We start from the raw sequence: 17,045 nt of genomic DNA on the forward strand, positions 1-17,045 counted from the left end.
GGGATGGCCGGACGAGAGGACGAACGCGTGCCGCTGGCGACGACTCGACGGGCAGGTCTGGTCGACCAGGTGATCGAGCAGATGCGCACGGCGATCGCGAACGCCGAATGGAAGGTCGGCGAGCGCATCCCCACCGAACCCGAACTCGTCACCGCCCTGGGCGTCGGTCGAAACACCGTACGCGAGGCGGTGCGGGCGCTGGCGCACGCCGGGCTGCTGGAGGTCCGGCAGGGTGACGGCACTTTTGTCCGCGCGACCAGCGAGTTCTCCGGCGCGGTTCGGCGACTGGCGGGCACGGAGCTGCGCGACGTCCTGCAGGTCCGCCGCACCCTGGAAGTCGAGGGCGCCCGGCTGGCCGCCACCCACCGGACCGACGAGGAACTGGGCGAGCTGACCGCGCTGCTGGACGTGCGCGAGCGGTCGATGCAGGCCAAGGACTACGAGATCGGGGTCGACAAGGACGCCGAGTTCCACCTCGCCGTCGTCCGGTGCTCGCACAACGCGCTGCTCGCGGAGCTGTATCAGGGACTGACGGAGGTCGTGCGCGCCTCGGTCGCCAGCACGGTCCGTACGACGCCGAACAAGGCGAACATTGATCACCGAGGCCTCCTGAACGCCATCCGAGACGGCGACGCCGAACGCGCCGCGGCGGAGGCTGCGGGCTTCCTTGACGAGTTGCTCGCGGACCTGGATACCAAGTAGGTCCTAGGACTAAAGTCTGAGTCCTTTTCGGACCAGAGACCGATGTCACCAGCCCGTTTCCGTCGTAACGTCGCTCATGTCACCGCAATCGGACGACAGGGAGCGATCATGACTGGCGGACAGCTTAGCCATCGCCGCACACGCTGGGCACTCGGCGCCTCAACGCTGGCCATGAGCCCGGGCGCGGCTCGACGGGGACCGAGCCACTACGCGTCTGATGCTTGGGTCCGGGCCGAACCACGTCAACGGAGCGACCTCGACGCCACTGTCAAGACGGTGCGCGCTCACCCTGAGTGCCATCCGAGATCGAGACGGCGACCGGAACCTTGAGGTTCCTGCGAGGCCTGAGTTCAGGATGGTGCCGTTCCACGGCCACGGCCCTACGGAGGCGAGCTAGGGCTATCGGGTGGCTGACGGCAGCGGCCTGCGGACCCGCAGCCGTCAGAGGGCGGGCGCTGGCCTGCGGGCGCTGCCGAAAGGCAGGCGGCGGTTGACGGCAGGCGGTGGCACCGGCGCGTGGCGAATGGTGAGTACCCGGCAACGCGCCAGGCGACAGCACGCGGCAGCACGGCGACGGGAGGCGGCGGCAGGAGGCGGGAGACGGCTCGCGGAGACAACGGCGCGTTGCAAACGGTAGGTACCGGCAGTTGCCAACGGCACGCGGCACGCGACAGGCGACAGGCGACAGGCGACAGGCGACCAGCACGCAACAGCACGAGGCAGGCGGCGGCAGGCGGCAGGCGATGTGTGGCGGGCCGGGATGGCTGGTGCCGCGCAGAAGGCAGCGGCGAGCGGCTGTTGGTGGAGGGTGGAGGTGGCAGGGATTACAGCGGGCGGTAGCACCTAATCCCGTGGCGACGGGCGACTAGAGCACTGGCGGCGCGCCTGGTGGGAGGGCTCGTAGGTCCGGGGGCGGGCCCTGGTCGATCAGGCGGCGTACCGCGGCGGTGTTCAGGTGGTTGGCGACCAAATCTCCCAGGAGGTCCAGTTGGGTGGCGCGGGCGGTGGCGAAGGAGGTGTTTGGGGATGGGGTGAAACCGTCTCGGCCAGAGCGGGTGGCGGCCCAGGTGAGGATGGCTCGGCGGGCGGCGTCGTTTTCGAGTAGGCCGTGCCAGTGGGTGCCGAGGATGGAGTCTGTGGCGACGCCTTCCGTGGTGCCGTCGGGGAGCTGGATGAGGGGTTCGTGTGGGCCTTGTCTGGTCACGCGGCCGTGGTGGATCTCGTAGCCGGTCGCGACGTGGCCCATGACTGTCCCCTGTGGACGGGTGAGAACCTTCTCTTGGGCGAACTCAATGTCCATGTCCAACAGGCCGAGGGCGTCCACGGTGCCCGCCGCCGACTCGACGTGGTCGTCGATTCGGGTGGCGAGCATTTGGAAGCCGCCGCAGATGCCGAGGAGTGGTTGGTCGCGGCGGGCGTGGTCGGCTATGGCGTCGGCCAGGCCGGTGCGGCGGAGCCAGGCCAGGTCGTCCACTGTGGACTTCGAGCCGGGGAGTACCACAAGGTCCGCGTCGGCCAGGCGGGACGGATCGGTGACGAAGCGGACCGAGACGCCCGGTTCGCAGGCCATCGCCTCGACGTCGGTGGCGTTGGAGATGCGGGGAAGTCGGACGACGGCGACGCGCAGCCACTGGGTGCCGACCGGGGGCTGCGGTCGGCCGACGACGCCGTCGGCGGAGTAGGAGAGGGAGTCCTCCGCGTCGAGCCAGAGGTCCTCCGACCACGGGAGGACACCGAGGACGGGGCGGCCGGTGAGGTGGGTGATCTGACGGAGTCCGGGTTCGAGAAGGGAGGGGTCGCCACGGAACTTGTTGATGACGAAGCCCGCGATGAGGGCTTGGTCGGCGGGGTCGAGTAGGGCCAAGGTGCCGAAAAGGTGAGCGAAAACACCTCCCCGGTCGATGTCGCCGACGACCAGTACGGGCAGCCCGGCGGCGCGGGCCAGGCCCATGTTGGCGATGTCGTTTGCGCGGAGGTTGATCTCCGTGGGTGAGCCTGCGCCCTCGCACACGACGACGTCGTAGTCGGCGCGCAGGTCGGTGAGGGTGGCCAGGACGGTGTCCATCAGCTCGGCTTTGCGGGATCGGTACGACAGGGCCGTGGTGACGCCGACGGACTTGCCGAGGACGACGACCTGGGAACTTCGGTCGGAGCCGGGCTTGAGCAGCACGGGGTTGAACCGCACGCTGGGTTCGACGCCGCAGGCGGCGGCCTGGAGAGCCTGGGCGCGGCCGATCTCGCCGCCGTCGGCGGTGACCATGGAGTTGTTGGACATGTTCTGCGCCTTGAACGGGGCGACCTTGACCCCGGACCTGGCCAGCCAGCGGCACAGGCCCGCGACCAAGACGCTCTTGCCCGCGTCCGATGTCGTTCCGGCGATCAACAACGCTCCGGACATGTGCGCGTCCACTCCCCTCGGCTGCCGACTGACTGCCATCATCCCCGTCATGCCCGTCGAACCCGTCACCGCCGTCCTGGTGCACAGCCCGTTCCTCGGGCCCGCCAGCTTGCGCCCGCTCGCCGACGCGTTCGCCGCGTTGGGGCACCCCGCGGTCCTGTTGGACCTGCGGCCCAGCGTGGTCACCCCGCCGGTCCACCAGCGGCTGATCGGGGCGTTCGCCGACGCGATGTCCGACGTGTCGCTCAGCGGGCCGGTGGTGCTCGTCGGACACAGCGGCGCCGGGCCGCTGCTGCCCGCGTTCGCCGAGGACCTGGAGGACGCCGTCCGCGGGCTGGTGTACGTGGACGCGGGCCTGCCCACACCTGGACGGAGCTGGCGCGACACGGCACCCGCAGACCTCTACAACCAGCTCCGGGCGCGGAGCCGGGACGGGCAGCTGCCTCGGTGGCACCGCTGGTTCGACGACGACCCGCTGCTCGATCTGGTCGCCGACGAGGGACTGCGCGCCGACATCGCCGACGAGGCGCCGGAGGTGCCGTTGGCGTTCCTCAAGGAGCCTCGTCCGACGGTCGAGTGGGAGGGTCCGTCGAGCTACGTGGCGCTGTCCGGTGCGTACGCGGCCGAGCTGGCGCGGGCCGAGGAGCTGGGTTGGGTGACCAGGCGGCTGGATACGCACCACCTGGCCGCGGCGACCGACCCGGTGCCGGTGGCGGTCGCCATCCTTGAGGTGCTTCCGTAGCCGGAAGCCGCTGTACGCGTGGGCAAACCATGGCCGTCAGTGGGAATCCCCAGGCGCACCGACGGTATAGAGCAGGGTCGCGAGCCCGGCCAAGGCCAAGGCGAAGGCGAAGGCGAAGGCGAAGGCGAAGGCGAAGGCGAAGGCGAAGGCGAAGGCGAAGGCGAAGGCGAAGGCGAAGGCGAAGGCGAAGGCGAAGGCGAAGGCGAAGGCGAAGGCGAAGGCGAAGGCGAAGGCGAAGGCGAAGGCGAAGGCGAAGGCGAAGGCGAAGGCGAAGGCCGAGCGCATCAGGTGGAATCGGATCATCATTTCCCAGTCGTGATCAGTTTCGGGGGGTCGGCGGCGCGAGGCCGCCGACCCCACCCCCAGTGTTGGCCGCGGTCTACTGCCCGCGGCCCGAAGACGCGCCGACCGAGTCAGGTCGGTCGGTGGACTCTCCGGCCGTGGCATCCGCGCGCATCCCACGGGCCACGAGTGTTGCGAGGCCGAGGACTATGAGCAGGTCGCCGCCGCTGACGATCTTCCCCAGGAGCGGGATCGGGACGACGTCGGTCAGGTATTTCAGGCGGGTGTTCTCGTCGGCGGGCTCGTTCCTGGGTGTCTCCATGTCGGTGGGCTTGCCAAGCCCGTCTCCGAGAAGAACCTCCGGATACTCGGCAGCGGTCTGGACGCCCACCGTCGCCCACAGCAGCCACGGGTGGGTGAACCGGTTCGCGAGCGCGGAGACCCGGCCGCCTGCCGCGAGGCCGCAGGCCACCCCCAGCGCCACCGGCACGAGACACAGAATGATGAACTCGACGACTGGCGCCTCCCCTCGGTCGCGATGCCACGATAGGACCCGGGGCCTGGACCAGAACAGGTCCAGAACTGGGCCATTCGTTCTGGGCCAGTCGCCGAAAGAGGGAGTCGGTTGGAGCTGCATATCGCGCTGCGGGGGCGGCGGGGGTTCGCCGAGCAGCTCTACCGGCAGGTCAAGGACGCGATCTTGGCCGGTGATCTCCGGCCGGGTGACGAGGTGCCGTCGACCCGGGATCTGGCCAAGCGCCTGGAGATCTCGCGGAACACCGCGGGCGTCGCCTACGACCGGCTGGTGGCTGAGGGTTTCCTGTCCTCTCGGGCGGGTGTGGGCACCTATGTCAACCGGGATCTTCGGCTCGCGGAGGCCCGGCCTGCCCCGGTGGCGAGCGGGGTCCGGCCGCTACCAGTGTGGGACGCGATGCGGGAGCGCCGGACATGGCCGCCAGGCATGTCGAGCTCAACTTCCAGCCCGGGTATCCCGACGGCCAGGCGTTCCCGTTCGCCTCGTGGCGGGCGGTGGTGGCGGGCGTGCTGAGGCAGAGCGCGGCGGCTTATGACGTCTATGACGAGCCCGCGGGCGATCAGCGGCTGCGGACGGCGGTCCAGCGGCACGTCGGGGTCTCCCGCAGGGCGCGGGCCGGGGTCGGCGAGATCATCGTGACCACGGGCAGCACGCGGGCGATCGACCTTGTCTCGCGGGTGATGGTCGGTGCCGGGGACATCGCGGCCGTCGCGGATCCGGGCTAGCCCCCGCCGCGTCAGCTGTTCACCGCGCTGGGGGCTCGGACCGTGCCGGTGCCGGTAGACGCGGAGGGCCTGATGGTCGACGTGTTGCCGGACGAGGCGCGGCTCGTCTACACCACGCCGTCGCATCAGTTCCCGCTCGGGATGCCTATGTCGCTGCCGCGCAGGCTGGCCCTGCTGGAGTGGGCCGGTCGCCGCGACGCGGTGGTCATCGAGGACGACTACGACAGCGAGTTCCGCTACTCGGGCAGGCCGATCGAGACCCTGCACAGCCTGACACCGCGGGCCGGGTTGTCTACGTCGGCACGTTCTCCAAGGTCATGCTCCCGACGCTGCGGCTGGGGTTCCTGGTCGCGCCGCCCTCGCTGTGGTCCGCGCTGCGCAAGGCACAGTTCGCCGTCGATCTCCACCCGTCGCTGCCCGCGCAGGCCACCTTCATCGAACGCCCGCTGCTGGCCGCGCACATCCGTCGGATGCGCCGCGGCTATCACGAGCGGTTCTACCTGCTCCGCCACCATGACCGCGCCCTAGCCCGCGCTGCCAAGGCGGTCGGGGTCGGGGTGCTGCCACTGTCGGCGTTCTCACTCGGCGAGGACGTCCGAAATGGGCTCATGCTGGGCTTCGGCCTGCTCAAGACCGACCAGCTCGCCGAGGCCTCCGCCGGATCGGCGCGCTGATCAGGGAAGCGTGAGGATCTCCGCGCCGGTGTCGGTGACGACGATGGTGTGCTCGAACTGGGCGGTCCAGCTCTTGTCCTTGGTGGTGACCGTCCAGTCGTCGGACCAGATGTCGTAGTCGATGCCGCCGAGAGTGATCATCGGCTCGATCGTGAAGGTCATACCCGCCTCGATCTCGGTATTCACCGACGGCTCGTCGTAGTGCAGGACGACCAGTCCACTGTGGAACGAGCGACCGATGCCATGGCCGGTGAAGTCACGCACGACGCCGTAGTCGAAGCGCTTCGCGTAGGCCTCGATGACGCGCCCGATGACGTTGAGGGCGCGGCCGGGGCGCACCGCCTTGATGGCACGCATGGTGGCTTCGTGGGTGCGCTCGACGAGCAGGCGGGCCTCCTCCGACACCTCACCGGCCAGGAACGTCGCGTTGGTGTCGCCGTGGACGCCGCCGATGAAGGCCGTCACGTCGATGTTGACGATGTCGCCGTCCTCGATCACCGTCGAGTCCGGGATGCCGTGGCAGATGACTTCGTTGAGGGACACACAGCACGACTTCGGGAACCTGCGGTAGCCAAGGGTGGACGGGTAGGCCTGGTGGTCGAGCAGGAACTCGTGCACGACTGCGTCGACGTCGTCGGTGGTCGCGCCCGGCTTGACCGCCTTGCCGCCCTCCTGCAACGCCCGGGCGGCGATGCGCCCGGCGACCCGCATGGCCTCGACGATCTCCGGCGGCTGGACCCACGGGTCGGTGTTCTTCCGCGGGGCGGGCCGGTCGACGTACTCGGGGCGGGGGATGGCGGAGGGCACGGCCCGGCGGGGCGACTGCTCTCCTGGCTTCAGCGGGGCGCGCAACGACATGCCGTTCACCCTACGACCAGCTCAACGCAGCCCGCCGAGGAACCTCGCGGTTGCCTGCACGGCCTTGGTGGACTCCCCCGCGTCGGTCAGCAGCACGGCGAAGGCCAGGTCGCCCTGGTAGCCGACGAACCAGCCGTGGGAGTGGGTGCCGTCGCCGAACTGGGCGGTGCCGGTCTTGCCCCGCACGTCGGGGAACGAGTTCAGCAGACCTGCGGTGCCGACGGTGACGACCTCGCGCATCATCTCGCGCAGCGGGGCCAGCACCGCGGCGGGCACCGGCTCCGGCGTGGTGTCGGCCTTGGTTTCGGCGCCGCGGACCAGCACGGGCTTGGGCACGGTGCCTGAGGCGACGGTCGCGGCGACGACGGCCATGCCGAACGGGCTGGCCACGACCTTGCCTTGGCCGAAGCCGTCCTCGGCGCGTTCGACCTTGCCCGCGGCGGGCGGAACCGATCCGGTGATGGTGGTCACGCCGGGGAGCACGTAGTCGACGCCGAGGCCGAGCTGTTTGGCCATCTCGGTGAGCTCGTCGGGCGCCATCGCGACGGCGAGCTCGGCGAACGTGGTGTTGCACGAGTAGGCGAACGCCAGGTGCAGTGGCACCACGCCCTTGTCGAACTTGCCGCTGTTGGGGATCTCCCGGCCGTCGATGACCTTGGTGCCCGGGCAGCCCAGCGGCGTGTCGGCCGCGGCCTTGCCGGACTTCATCGCCGCCGCCGCGGTGACGATCTTGAAGGTGGAGCCGGGCGGGTAGCGGCCGGTCAGGGCGAGTTGGCCCTCCTTGTCGGCGATCGCGTTCTGCGCGACGGCCAGGATCTCGCCGGTCGACGGCTGGATGGCCACGATCATCGCGGGCGTCGGCACGTCGGCGACCGCGTTCTGCGCGGAGGTCTGGATCTGCTTGCTCAGCGCGACCCGGACCGCCGTGGCGGGCTCGGGAGCCTTGGCGAACAGTTCCTCGACGTCGGCGCCCGCGCTGTCGACGGTGTGCACGCTCCAGCCCGCGGCGCCCTGGACCTTCTCCTCGACGATCTTGCGGATGCTCGGCAGCAGCGCGGGCGCGAGGGTCTTGTCGACAGTGAGCAGCCGGGACTCCGCGGTGAACCGGACCCCCTGCAACTCGTAGATCAGCGAGCGCACCTTCTGGTAGTCGGCGTCGCGCAGGGCCACCACCTGGTAGGCCTTGTCGCCCGCCTTGGTCGCCCCGTCGATGATCGTCTGCTGGGTGATCGACGGGTCGATGCCGGACAGGGCGGCGGCCAACTGCCCGGCGATGGCGTTCGCGTCGCCTGCCTTCGCCTTCTCGAACAGCACCGAGATGACGCGTTCGGGTTGCAGCACCGGCGTGCCGTCGCGGTCGAGCACCGGGGCCAGTGACGCCTCGGCGTCCCGCACGGCGATGGACTGCTGGTTGGCGAGCTTGGGGTGCAGGACGGTCGGGTCCCAGTGCACCTTCCACGCGTCGTTCTCGGCCCTCAGCTCGAACGCGCTGTCGTAGGTCCACAGCCTGCCGCGGCCTAGGTCCCACGTGATCTCGAAGGCGGCCTTGGCGGAAGGCTGCCCTTCGGCGACGTCGACGGTCTTGACCCGCGCGATCACCGTGGCGGGTTTGATCGCGCCGCGGACCTTGTCCATCAGGGCTTTGGCCGAGTCGGCCGCGTCGGTCTGCTGCGACGCGGTCGCGGTGTCACCGCCCGCGAACGCGGCGACGAACTGGTTCGCGGCGTCCTGCGGGCCCGGGTCCGAGCCGAAGCTGCAGGCGGTCAGCGGGAGGGCGGCCACCAGCGCGGCGATCATCGCGATGGGACGGCGGAAGGTACGGCGCACGCCCCGCAGTATGCCCAATCGTCAGAACAAGACGGTGGCGTACTGGCCGACCTGGGCGAATCCGATCCGTCGGTACGCCGCGCGGGCCGCGGAGTTGTAGGAGTTGACGTACAGGCTGGCGGTGCGGCCCATGCCGTCGACCAGCCGCTGGACGACCGCGGCGGTGCCCGCGCTGCCCAGGCCGTGGCCGCGCCGGTCGGGGTGCACCCACACGCCCTGGATCTGGCCGACGGCGCTGGACAGGGCGCCGATCTCGGCCTTGAACACCACGTCGCCGCCCTCGAACCGGGCGAACGCGCGGCCACCGGCGATCAGTTCGGCGACCCGCGCGCGGTAGCCGGAGCCGCCGTCGCCGACGCGGGGGTCGATGCCGACCTCCTCGATGAACATGGCGATCGCGGCGGGCAGATAGCGGTCGAGTTCGTCGGGGCGGACCGGGCGGACCAGCGGGTCCGGGGTGACAATCGGGGCCGCGGAGATCGCCATCAGGGGCTGGTCGTCGCGAATCTCGCGGGCCGGACCCCAGTCGGCCTCCAACTCGGCCCAGAGGCCGAGGACCTGCTCGGCGGGGCCGACCATCGATGAGCACATGCGGCGCCTGCGTAAGGCCCGTTCGGCGAAGGCACGCAGCGCGGAGCGCTTGCCGCGCAGCGGAATGAGGTTGGGGCCCGCGAAACAGAGGGCTTCCAGCCGGGTCACGGGGCGTAGTCCGCGCAGGTCACAGCCCCAGACCTCGCCGCCGAGGCGCCACGGGTCCAGCCCGACGGTCTCGATGCGGGACGCGACCATGCAGGACGCAACCGGGTCGGCGGTGAGCACGGCGCGCACCGCCTGACCATCCCGTTCGTCGAGCAGCCGCGCTCCTGCTAGCCGCAACACCCCACCAGCGTGCCAGATGGGCGGGCCCACCGGAAACGGATCACCTGGTCAGCCCCTTCCCGCCGGGATGATCACCGGCTGTGAGCGGGGCTCATGGCAGCAGCCGGGCACGCAGATCGGGGTCGCGCAGGGTCGGCAGGACATCCTGGTCGCGGCCGAAGATCAGGTCGGCGCGCGGGACGTCGGCCTGGCGCAGCATGGCGTGGCAGACGTCGGCGAAGGGCTGTTCGCGGATGGTCAGAATGGCTTCGTCCATGTCGGGTTCGTCGGCGGCCGCGCGGGCCTTGGCCCAATTGCGGAGGCTGGCGACCACCACCCGGCGGGCCTGCTGTCGGCCGCGGACCAGCAGCGGGCGGTTGAGGCCGAACACCGTGATCGTGGCGATGCCCTTGGGGGTCGTGGCGCGGTACTCCCCGACCGAAAGCGACAGCAGCAGGTGGTCGAAGGGGTCGTCGACGGTCGGGTCGATCAGCAGCGGCTTGCCGCGCTCGTCGAGCGGGAACAGGTCGCGCTTGTGGTGGCTGTTGCATACCGAGCACGCGAGCAGGTGGTTGGGCCAGTCGAAGGTGCGCAGCGGGGTGCGGGAAAGCGGGTCGAAATGGTCGATGTCGGCGCCGAGGCTGTCGCCGCAGTACATGCAGCGCTGGACCCCGGGGGCCATCGCCGCCAGGGCTTCGCGGATCATGCCCTTGACCGCCGAATTGGTTCGCCAGAGGGCGCGCGCCGACGCCACCCGTTCCGCGGGGCGCAGCGCGGCGATCCTGTCGGTGAGTTCGGACAATCGGTCTGTGGTCGGTGGTGGCAAAGTGACGCGAGCGATTCGGATCACGCGCCTGCGGCTCCCGCTTCGTGCAGCCGGGCGGTCACCTCTCCCACCCTGGCCACGGGTGAACTCTCGAGCATTTCCCGCAGCTGCAAATAGCGCCGTTCCTGTTCTTCGTCGGCCATGTCGCTGACCACCGCGACCTCAAGATCGACGAGTTCGCGGCGCAATGACTGGGCCTTCTCCGAGTATGGCGTATCGAGGCCGAAAAGGTCAGAGAGAACCGCGTCGTCGCCGCTGCCGAAAACGATGCGCTCATACAGATCGTGACCGACCACCGAGGGCGGTTCTTCCTGGTCAGGACCCGGAAGGCGGATCAGACCACCGGGGTCGGCGGCCTGGCAGATGTACGGGCTGTGCGTCGTCACGATAAATTGAATGTTGGGAAAATGAGACTTGAGCCAGCCGCCGATCCGCTTCTGCCAGGACACGTGCAGGTGGGCGTCGACCTCGTCGATGATGACTACGCCGGGTGCCGTGACCGCGGTGACGCCGCCGACGGTCGTCACCGGAATGGAGCCGTAGGCCTCGTTGATCTGCTTGAGCAAATCGACAACGAGTGCCGCTACCGTTCGGTAGCCGTCACTCATTTCGCGTAACGGGTATCGTTTGTCGCCGTTGGCGACCCAGAGGCCGTCCGAATCGATTTTCTCAATCCGATAACCATCCGGCAGCAATCCGTTCGCCAGGATTTCGAGTGCTGCTTCCTTAAGCTGCTGGGCGCCGGGCCGCTGCTCAAGCGTCCGCAAATGCTGTTCGATGAGCCAGCCCACGCCCTCCGCCAGCGAAGCGTCCTCGTGGAAAAGGCTGACCAATCGCGCGACCGGGCCGGGACTAAGCATCAACCGTTGGGCGTCCCCCGCGCCACCGACAAGCCGACGGAAAGGCCCGTATGCCGCACAGAACCACCCACCCGGGTTATCTTGCCAAGGTCCGCGGGCGGATTGGCTGCGGCTGCCGGGACTGCCGACTGGGGCCAGCGACGGCTGGATGGTGCGCCTGCCGTCACCGTCGTCCGGGTAGATCCACTGCAGGCCCGCGGCGAAGTCCTTGGTCGGCAGCCTGCCCTTGCCATAGAACCGGTCGTGTCCGGCGTCGTATGCGATGCGGACCTGGGCGACGGCGTCCCGTTCGCCGAGTGAGACCCAGTTCTCGAAGTCCGGCACGAGGCTGCGGGCCACCGCGGGGCCGCCGACGGCCAGCGCGATGCCCCGCAGCAGCGAGGTCTTGCCCGATCCGTTGCGGCCCGCGATCACCGTCCAGCCCGCGTGGGACCGGTCCGGTCTGGTGAGCACCAGGTCGACGTCTCGCGCACCGGAGAAGCCGCGGATGTTCCGCAGGGTCACACGGGCGAGGTACATGCCAAGTCCCCTCTGCAGCCGACCCAGGGAACTTTACGGGCCATCTTCGGCGACCGTCAGCCGACCGTGACCGAAGGCGTCCCTTCGGACCCCTCCATTTGCTCCGCCAGGCGCATCGCTTCCTCGATGAGGGTCTCGACGATCTGGTGCTCAGGCACGGTTTTGATGACCTCGCCCCGGACGAAGATCTGTCCCTTGCCGTTGCCGGAGGCCACCCCGAGGTCGGCTTCCCGCGCCTCGCCCGGCCCGTTCACGACACAGCCCATGACCGCCACGCGCAGCGGCACCTCCATGCCCTCCAGGCCCGCGGTCACCTCGTCGGCCAACTTGTAGACGTCGACCTGGGCACGCCCGCAGGACGGACAGGACACGATCTCCAGCTTGCGCGGACGCAGGTTCAGCGACTGCAGGATCTGCGTGCCGACCTTGACCTCCTCGACCGGCGGCGCCGACAGCGACACCCGGATCGTGTCGCCGATGCCCTGGCGCAGCAGCGCGCCGAACGCGACCGCGGACTTGATCGTGCCCTGGAAGGCCGGGCCCGCCTCGGTCACGCCGAGGTGCAGCGGGTAGTCGCACTGCTCGGCCAGCAGCTCGTAGGCGCGGATCATCACGACGGGGTCGTTGTGCTTCACCGAGATCTTGATGTCGTGGAAGTCGTGCTCGGCGAACAGCGACGCCTCCCACATGGCCGACTCGGCCAGCGCCTCCGGCGTCGCCTTGCCGTATTTCGCCATCAGCCGAGGGTCCAGCGAGCCTGCGTTGACGCCGATCCGGATCGGCGTCCCCCGGTCGCGCGCCGCCGCGGCGATCTCCTTGACCTGGTCGTCGAACTTGCGGATATTGCCCGGATTGACCCGCACCGCCGCGCAGCCCGCCTCGATCGCGGCGAAGACGTACTTGGGCTGGAAGTGGATGTCGGCGATCACCGGGATCTGCGACTTCGCCGCGATGGCCGCCAGCGCGTCCGCGTCGTCCTGCGACGGGCACGCCACCCGCACGATGTCACAGCCCGCCGCCGTCAGCTCCGCGATCTGCTGCAGGGTCGAGTTGACGTCGGCGGTCACCGTCGTCGTCATCGACTGCACCGAGATCGGGTGGTCACTGCCGACGCCCACCTGGCCGACCCGCAGCTGCCGGGTCTTGCGGCGCTCCGACAGCACCGGCGGCGGCAACGCGGGCATTCCGAGCATGACGTCGGACATCTCTGACCTCTCTGGGTTATTGCAATCGAATGGGGTTGACGACGTCGGCGGTGACGGTGAGCAGCACGACCGCGCCGCCGATGACCACCAGGACCATCGTGATGCCGGTGAGCCGGGTGTAGTCCACGGGGCCACCGGGCGCCAGGCCACGCAGCTTGCGGATCATGTCCCGAACCCGCTCGTACAGCGTGATCGCGATGTGGCCGCCGTCGAGCGGGAGCAGCGGCAGCAGGTTGAACACGCCGACGAAGAAGTTCAGCGCGGCCAACATGAGCACGAAGATCGACCAGATGCCCCGCTCGGCGGCGTCGGCGCCGATGACACTGGCACCGACGACGCTGACCGGGCGCTCGGGATCATTCTCCTCGCCCCCGATCGCGCGGACCACGGCGGGGATCTTCTCTGGGAACTTCATCAGTCCTTCCCAGGTCTTGGCGAACATCTCGCCGGTGAAGGCCACGGTGCCGCCGATGGCCGTCAGACCGCCGTACTGGATCAGGTCGCCGCTCTGGGCGATGCCGACCGCGCCCGCCTCGGTGAGTTTGTTGTCCCCGCCGGGCTTGGAGCCGACCGGCACGCGCTGCACGGTGGCGACGTCGACCTTCAATGTCATTTCCTGGCCGTCGCGGTCCACCACGAAGGTGGCCTCGCCGCGCAGGTCGCGGATCTTCTTGACCGCGGCGTCCCAGGTCTCGACCCGCTGGCCGTCGACGCTGATGATCTCGTCGCCCACCTTGATGCCCGCCGCGCTCGCCGGGGACGGGTCGCCAGGCTTGCAGTCCTCCTGCTTGAGCGTCTTGGGATCCTGAGTCGCGGGCGCGCAGGAGGTGGCGCCGACGAAGGGCCGGTCGGTGTAGTTGGGCAGGCCCATCGACACAGCCATCAGGTACAGGATGATGAAGCCGAGGATGAAGTGCGTGATCGACCCGGCCGACAGCACCACGACGCGCTTCCACGCCGGGTAGCGCCACATCGCCCGCGGCGCCTCGTCCGGGGTGACCTCGTCGAGTGCGGTCATGCCCGCGATGTCGCAGAACCCGCCGAGCGGGATGGCCTTGAGGCCGTACTCGGTCTCACCGCGGCGGAACGAGAAGATCTTGGGCCCGAAGCCGACGAAGTACCGCCGGACCTTCATCCCGAACATCTTCGCGGTGTACATGTGCCCCGCCTCGTGCAGCGCGACGGACACGCAGATGCCCAGCGCGAAGAGCACGAGCCCCAACAGCCAGATGAGCACGTCAGATCCTTCCCGGCCCGACGACACCATCGGGGCCAGCGGTCACCGCGAGGTGTTCTCTCGCGCGGGCGCGGGCCCAGTGCTCGGCGGCGAGCACCTCCTCGACGTCGCGCGGCTCGCCCTGCCAGTCCGCCGCGTCGTCGAGTACCCGCCCAATAGTGTCCACAATGGCTGTGAAAGTGGTGTCGCCTCGCAGGAACGCCGCGACGGCCTCCTCGTTGGCCGCGTTGTAGACCGCGGGCAGGCAGCCGCCGGTCTCGCCTGCGGCGCGGGCCAGCCGGACGGCGGGGAAGGTCTCGTGGTCCAGTGGCTCGAAGGTCCACTGGCTGGCGGTGGTCCAGTCGCACGCCTTGGCGGCGCCGGGGATGCGGTCCGGCCAGCCCAGGGCCAGCGCGATCGGCAGCCGCATGTCCGGTGGGCTGGCCTGGGCCAGGGTCGAGCCGTCGGTGAAGGTGACCATGGAGTGCACGATCGACTGCGGGTGCACCACGACGTCGATCCGGTCGTAGGGCACGTCGAACAAGAGGTGTGCCTCGATCAGCTCCAGCGCTTTGTTGACCAGTGACGCCGAGTTGACCGTGATGACCGGGCCCATCGCCCAGGTCGGGTGGGCGAGGGCCTCTTTGGCGGTGACGTGTGTCAGTTCGTCGCGCCGCTTCCCCCGAAAGGGGCCACCCGATGCGGTGAGGACCAGTCGGTCGACCTCGTCGGCCCCGCCGCCGCGCAGGGCCTGGGCCATGGCGGAGTGCTCGGAGTCGACCGGGACGAGCTGACCAGGCTTGGCCGCGCCGAGGACCAGGGAGCCGCCCGCGATGAGCGACTCCTTGTTGGCCAGGGCGAGCCGGGCGCCGGACTCCAGCGCCTTGAGCGTGGCGGGCAGGCCCTGGGAGCCGGTGATGGCGTTGAGGACGATGTCGGCGGGCACCGCGTCGATGAGGTCGGTGACCGCGTCGGGGCCCGCGAAGATGCGGGGCATCTTGAACTGGCCTTGCGCGAACCCCCGCTTCTGCGCCTCGGCGAACAACGCGAGCTGCACGTCGGTGGCGGCGGACGCCCTGGTCACGGCGATCGCGTCGACAGCGGACTCGAGCGCCTGGGCGGCGATGAGCGCCGGATCGGACCCGCCCGCGGCGATACCCGCCACGGTGAACCGGTCGGGATTGGCGGCCACGACGTCGAGCGCCTGGGTGCCTACGGAACCGGTCGACCCGAGTACGAGCAGTGAGCGCCGGGGTGCGGTGGAGGGAGTCATCACGACCATTGTCCCCGAGTTCGGAGTGGATTTCGCACGGGTACCGGCTGACCCTCGCAAAGGGTGACACGAGTCTCCGAGGCAGCCCGGCCGACCGGGTGACCGTTAGCCCGTTCGGCCTAATTTTCGGAAGGCATGCATGGGTGCCGATCTTTCCGGGCATGTCCCCGGCGAACAAACGAGACTAAGGAGCACCGATGGGCATCCTCGGCTGGATCGTTCTCGGCCTGCTGGCCGGTCTGATCGCCAAAGCGATCATGCCGGGCAACGACCCGGGTGGCGTCATCGTCACCATGCTGATCGGAATCGTCGGCGCGATCCTCGGCGGCTTCATCGGCAACGCCCTCCTCGGCGGCGGCCTGGCGACGTTCTTCAACCTGCGCACGTGGCTGCTGGCCATCCTCGGCTCGCTCATCCTCCTGGGCGTGTACCGACTGGTCACCAGTGGGCGCGGACGAGCTCGGGTCTAGCGACCCTTGTCACACCTGCGGGCGTCGTGGAGACCACGGCGCCCGCAGTGCTGTCCGGGTATGGAACGATGAGCGGCGCACGGATCGATCAGCCTGGAGGAAACGTGGCTCGCTCGGAGCTGGAGAAGCGCAAGGCCACCCCCGCCGCCGCGTTCAGGGTCAGCCCGCAGGAGGAGCCCTCGGCCGAGTGGGGCTGGCACGGCGGCTTCCCGCGCGCCACGCTCGGCGGCGGTGTGCTGGTCGGCCTGTCCATGTTCGGCATGCTGATCGGCAACCACAGCGGCTGGACCGAGAACCTGTGGCTCATCGGCACTGGCCTGTTCCTGCTGGCGGGTGTGGGCTGGCTGGTCCACAAGCGCCGCACCTCCTGGCGCGGCTGAACCACGCCGCTGCCTCACCGCGGCGTGCTGTGCCGTTCGCCGTTAGGCGACGGTCTTCTCCGGGCGGGGCAACTTGGCGATCAACCGCTTGATCGCCCGCTGCAGGTCCGCCTCGTCGTGGCCGAAGTCGGTCAGGTACGACCGCAGTGCCGCCAGGATCAGCGTCAACTCGTCGTCCGCGACTTCGATGACCTTCGTCGCCATAGGTCAACGGTACGCGCGACTGGCTCAGAAGTTCGAGAGAACATCGGCCATGACCTGATCGATCCTGGTCGCCTCGGTTCCGGCTTGCCCTTGGCGCCTCAGCCGTGCGGGTCCTGGGCCAGGGCGAGCAGGTCGCGCCAACCGATCGAGCCCTCCGGCCAGCCGAGCGCGCGGACCATCGGCCCCGGCATGGCGATGACCACCGGCGAGGTGGCCAGAGAGGGAACGTCGACGGGGATCGAGCGGACGCGCCCGGGCTTGGCTGCGACCGCCACTCGCAGGCCGCCGAGGACCAAGGGGAGTCGCTTCACTTCGCCTCCGCGCCGAGCAGTGCGGGCCCTGGTCGCCCGGGGTCTCGGCGAAGAACAAGGCGGCGACGGCCTCGCACACCACCCCGCCAAGATCGTCCGCGGGACCCGTTCTCGAAGTCCACTGTGGACAGTCGGGGTAACGGGAATGACCCGGCAGGCGACTCCGGGATTGTGACGACG

At 69.6% G+C, this 17,045-nt stretch carries 20 protein-coding genes; 7 read left to right on the plus strand and 13 right to left on the minus strand.

The window, feature by feature from the left end; genetic code table 11:
• The first annotated feature begins 27 nt into the window (after positions 1 to 27).
• Positions 28 to 702 carry a FadR/GntR family transcriptional regulator gene (locus BN1701_RS16710; protein ID WP_172803420.1) on the plus strand — a complete coding sequence of 225 codons (675 nt, stop codon included), beginning with the start codon at positions 28 to 30 and terminating at the stop codon, positions 700 to 702.
• 865 nt (positions 703 to 1,567) lie between these two features.
• On the opposite strand, the gene BN1701_RS16715 is transcribed toward BN1701_RS16710, so the two are convergent.
• Positions 1,568 to 3,100 carry a cobyric acid synthase gene (locus tag BN1701_RS16715; protein WP_054055915.1) on the minus strand — a complete coding sequence of 511 codons (1,533 nt, stop codon included), beginning with the start codon at positions 3,098 to 3,100 and terminating at the stop codon, positions 1,568 to 1,570.
• 49 nt (positions 3,101 to 3,149) lie between these two features.
• Here BN1701_RS16715 and BN1701_RS16720 point away from each other — a divergent pair, with 49 nt between their 5' ends.
• A complete protein-coding gene (locus BN1701_RS16720; RefSeq protein WP_054055916.1) occupies positions 3,150 to 3,842 on the plus strand; it encodes an alpha/beta fold hydrolase in 693 nt (230 codons plus the stop codon).
• Positions 3,843 to 3,878: 36 nt separating this feature from the next.
• On the opposite strand, the gene BN1701_RS36485 is transcribed toward BN1701_RS16720, so the two are convergent.
• Positions 3,879 to 4,148, minus strand: coding sequence for a hypothetical protein (locus tag BN1701_RS36485; protein ID WP_054049930.1), 270 nt, complete (start codon positions 4,146 to 4,148; stop codon positions 3,879 to 3,881).
• A 73-nt stretch (positions 4,149 to 4,221) separates the two neighbouring features.
• Positions 4,222 to 4,614 (minus strand): DUF5317 family protein, encoded by a 393-nt coding sequence (locus tag BN1701_RS16730; RefSeq protein WP_054049932.1) that lies wholly within the window; start codon positions 4,612 to 4,614, stop codon positions 4,222 to 4,224.
• A gap of 135 nt (positions 4,615 to 4,749) precedes the next feature.
• On the opposite strand from BN1701_RS16730, the gene BN1701_RS37340 reads away from it, so the two are divergent.
• The 3 genes from BN1701_RS37340 (at position 4,750) to BN1701_RS37350 (ending at position 6,058) form a co-directional block, all read left to right on the plus strand.
• Positions 4,750 to 5,172 (plus strand): GntR family transcriptional regulator, encoded by a 423-nt coding sequence (locus tag BN1701_RS37340; protein WP_231949620.1) that lies wholly within the window; start codon positions 4,750 to 4,752, stop codon positions 5,170 to 5,172.
• On the plus strand, positions 5,166 to 5,384 hold the full coding sequence (locus BN1701_RS37345; RefSeq protein WP_231949621.1) for a hypothetical protein: 219 nt from the start codon (positions 5,166 to 5,168) through the stop codon (positions 5,382 to 5,384). The genes BN1701_RS37340 and BN1701_RS37345 overlap by 7 nt, the downstream gene beginning before the upstream one ends.
• Positions 5,385 to 5,701: 317 nt before the next feature.
• Positions 5,702 to 6,058: a hypothetical protein gene (locus BN1701_RS37350; RefSeq protein ID WP_054049936.1), complete on the plus strand. Its 357-nt coding sequence runs from the start codon at positions 5,702 to 5,704 to the stop codon at positions 6,056 to 6,058.
• Here BN1701_RS37350 and map read toward each other — a convergent pair whose 3' ends face one another.
• The 8 genes from map to dxr form a co-directional block, all read right to left on the minus strand.
• Positions 6,059 to 6,916: a type I methionyl aminopeptidase gene (gene map, locus BN1701_RS16740; protein WP_054049938.1), complete on the minus strand. Its 858-nt coding sequence runs from the start codon at positions 6,914 to 6,916 to the stop codon at positions 6,059 to 6,061. It lies immediately after the preceding gene.
• Positions 6,917 to 6,937: 21 nt separating this feature from the next.
• Entirely contained in the window at positions 6,938 to 8,743 is a 1,806-nt protein-coding gene (locus tag BN1701_RS16745) for a penicillin-binding transpeptidase domain-containing protein (protein WP_231949622.1), read from the minus strand.
• Positions 8,744 to 8,764: 21 nt separating this feature from the next.
• The gene (locus BN1701_RS16750) at positions 8,765 to 9,622 is read right to left on the minus strand and encodes a DUF4081 domain-containing GNAT family N-acetyltransferase (protein WP_054055917.1); all 858 of its coding nucleotides are present in this window, start codon (positions 9,620 to 9,622) and stop codon (positions 8,765 to 8,767) included.
• Positions 9,623 to 9,713: 91 nt separating this feature from the next.
• Positions 9,714 to 10,403 (minus strand): HNH endonuclease, encoded by a 690-nt coding sequence (locus BN1701_RS16755; protein WP_197672103.1) that lies wholly within the window; start codon positions 10,401 to 10,403, stop codon positions 9,714 to 9,716.
• Positions 10,404 to 10,447: 44 nt separating this feature from the next.
• The gene (locus tag BN1701_RS16760; protein WP_231949623.1) at positions 10,448 to 11,791 is read right to left on the minus strand and encodes an AAA family ATPase; all 1,344 of its coding nucleotides are present in this window, start codon (positions 11,789 to 11,791) and stop codon (positions 10,448 to 10,450) included.
• 71 nt (positions 11,792 to 11,862) lie between these two features.
• Positions 11,863 to 13,011, minus strand: a complete 1,149-nt coding sequence (gene ispG, locus BN1701_RS16765; protein ID WP_054049946.1) for a flavodoxin-dependent (E)-4-hydroxy-3-methylbut-2-enyl-diphosphate synthase — start codon at positions 13,009 to 13,011, stop codon at positions 11,863 to 11,865.
• 16 nt (positions 13,012 to 13,027) lie between these two features.
• On the minus strand, positions 13,028 to 14,248 hold the full coding sequence (locus BN1701_RS16770; protein WP_054049948.1) for an RIP metalloprotease: 1,221 nt from the start codon (positions 14,246 to 14,248) through the stop codon (positions 13,028 to 13,030).
• A gap of 1 nt (position 14,249) precedes the next feature.
• The gene (dxr, locus tag BN1701_RS16775; protein WP_054049950.1) at positions 14,250 to 15,509 is read right to left on the minus strand and encodes a 1-deoxy-D-xylulose-5-phosphate reductoisomerase; all 1,260 of its coding nucleotides are present in this window, start codon (positions 15,507 to 15,509) and stop codon (positions 14,250 to 14,252) included.
• 188 nt (positions 15,510 to 15,697) lie between these two features.
• Between dxr and BN1701_RS16780 the strand changes: the two genes are divergently transcribed.
• Positions 15,698 to 15,970 (plus strand): GlsB/YeaQ/YmgE family stress response membrane protein, encoded by a 273-nt coding sequence (locus BN1701_RS16780; RefSeq protein WP_054049953.1) that lies wholly within the window; start codon positions 15,698 to 15,700, stop codon positions 15,968 to 15,970.
• Between the two features lie 104 nt (positions 15,971 to 16,074).
• Positions 16,075 to 16,350 (plus strand): DUF2631 domain-containing protein, encoded by a 276-nt coding sequence (locus BN1701_RS16785; protein ID WP_231949624.1) that lies wholly within the window; start codon positions 16,075 to 16,077, stop codon positions 16,348 to 16,350.
• 42 nt (positions 16,351 to 16,392) lie between these two features.
• Here the strand turns inward: BN1701_RS16785 and BN1701_RS35615 are convergent, their stop codons facing one another.
• Positions 16,393 to 16,554 carry a hypothetical protein gene (locus BN1701_RS35615; protein ID WP_157368029.1) on the minus strand — a complete coding sequence of 54 codons (162 nt, stop codon included), beginning with the start codon at positions 16,552 to 16,554 and terminating at the stop codon, positions 16,393 to 16,395.
• 98 nt (positions 16,555 to 16,652) lie between these two features.
• On the minus strand, positions 16,653 to 16,865 hold the full coding sequence (locus tag BN1701_RS16790; protein ID WP_054049955.1) for a hypothetical protein: 213 nt from the start codon (positions 16,863 to 16,865) through the stop codon (positions 16,653 to 16,655).
• Between the last annotated feature and the right edge of the window lie 180 nt (positions 16,866 to 17,045).

Source organism: Alloactinosynnema sp. L-07 (genome assembly GCF_900070365.1).
Taxonomy (GTDB): Bacteria; Actinomycetota; Actinomycetes; order Mycobacteriales; family Pseudonocardiaceae; genus Actinokineospora.

Coding starts and splice junctions, on each gene's coding strand:
- dxr (WP_054049950.1), bottom strand. CDS start 15,509: ATGGTCGTGATGACTCCCTCCACCGCACCCCGGCGCTCACTGCTCGTA.
- BN1701_RS35615 (WP_157368029.1), bottom strand. CDS start 16,554: ATGGCGACGAAGGTCATCGAAGTCGCGGACGACGAGTTGACGCTGATC.
- BN1701_RS36485 (WP_054049930.1), bottom strand. CDS start 4,148: ATGATGATCCGATTCCACCTGATGCGCTCGGCCTTCGCCTTCGCCTTC.
- map (WP_054049938.1), bottom strand. CDS start 6,916: ATGTCGTTGCGCGCCCCGCTGAAGCCAGGAGAGCAGTCGCCCCGCCGG.
- BN1701_RS37350 (WP_054049936.1), top strand. CDS start 5,702: ATGCTCCCGACGCTGCGGCTGGGGTTCCTGGTCGCGCCGCCCTCGCTG.
- BN1701_RS16720 (WP_054055916.1), top strand. CDS start 3,150: ATGCCCGTCGAACCCGTCACCGCCGTCCTGGTGCACAGCCCGTTCCTC.
- BN1701_RS16780 (WP_054049953.1), top strand. CDS start 15,698: ATGGGCATCCTCGGCTGGATCGTTCTCGGCCTGCTGGCCGGTCTGATC.
- ispG (WP_054049946.1), bottom strand. CDS start 13,011: ATGTCCGACGTCATGCTCGGAATGCCCGCGTTGCCGCCGCCGGTGCTG.
- BN1701_RS16715 (WP_054055915.1), bottom strand. CDS start 3,100: ATGTCCGGAGCGTTGTTGATCGCCGGAACGACATCGGACGCGGGCAAG.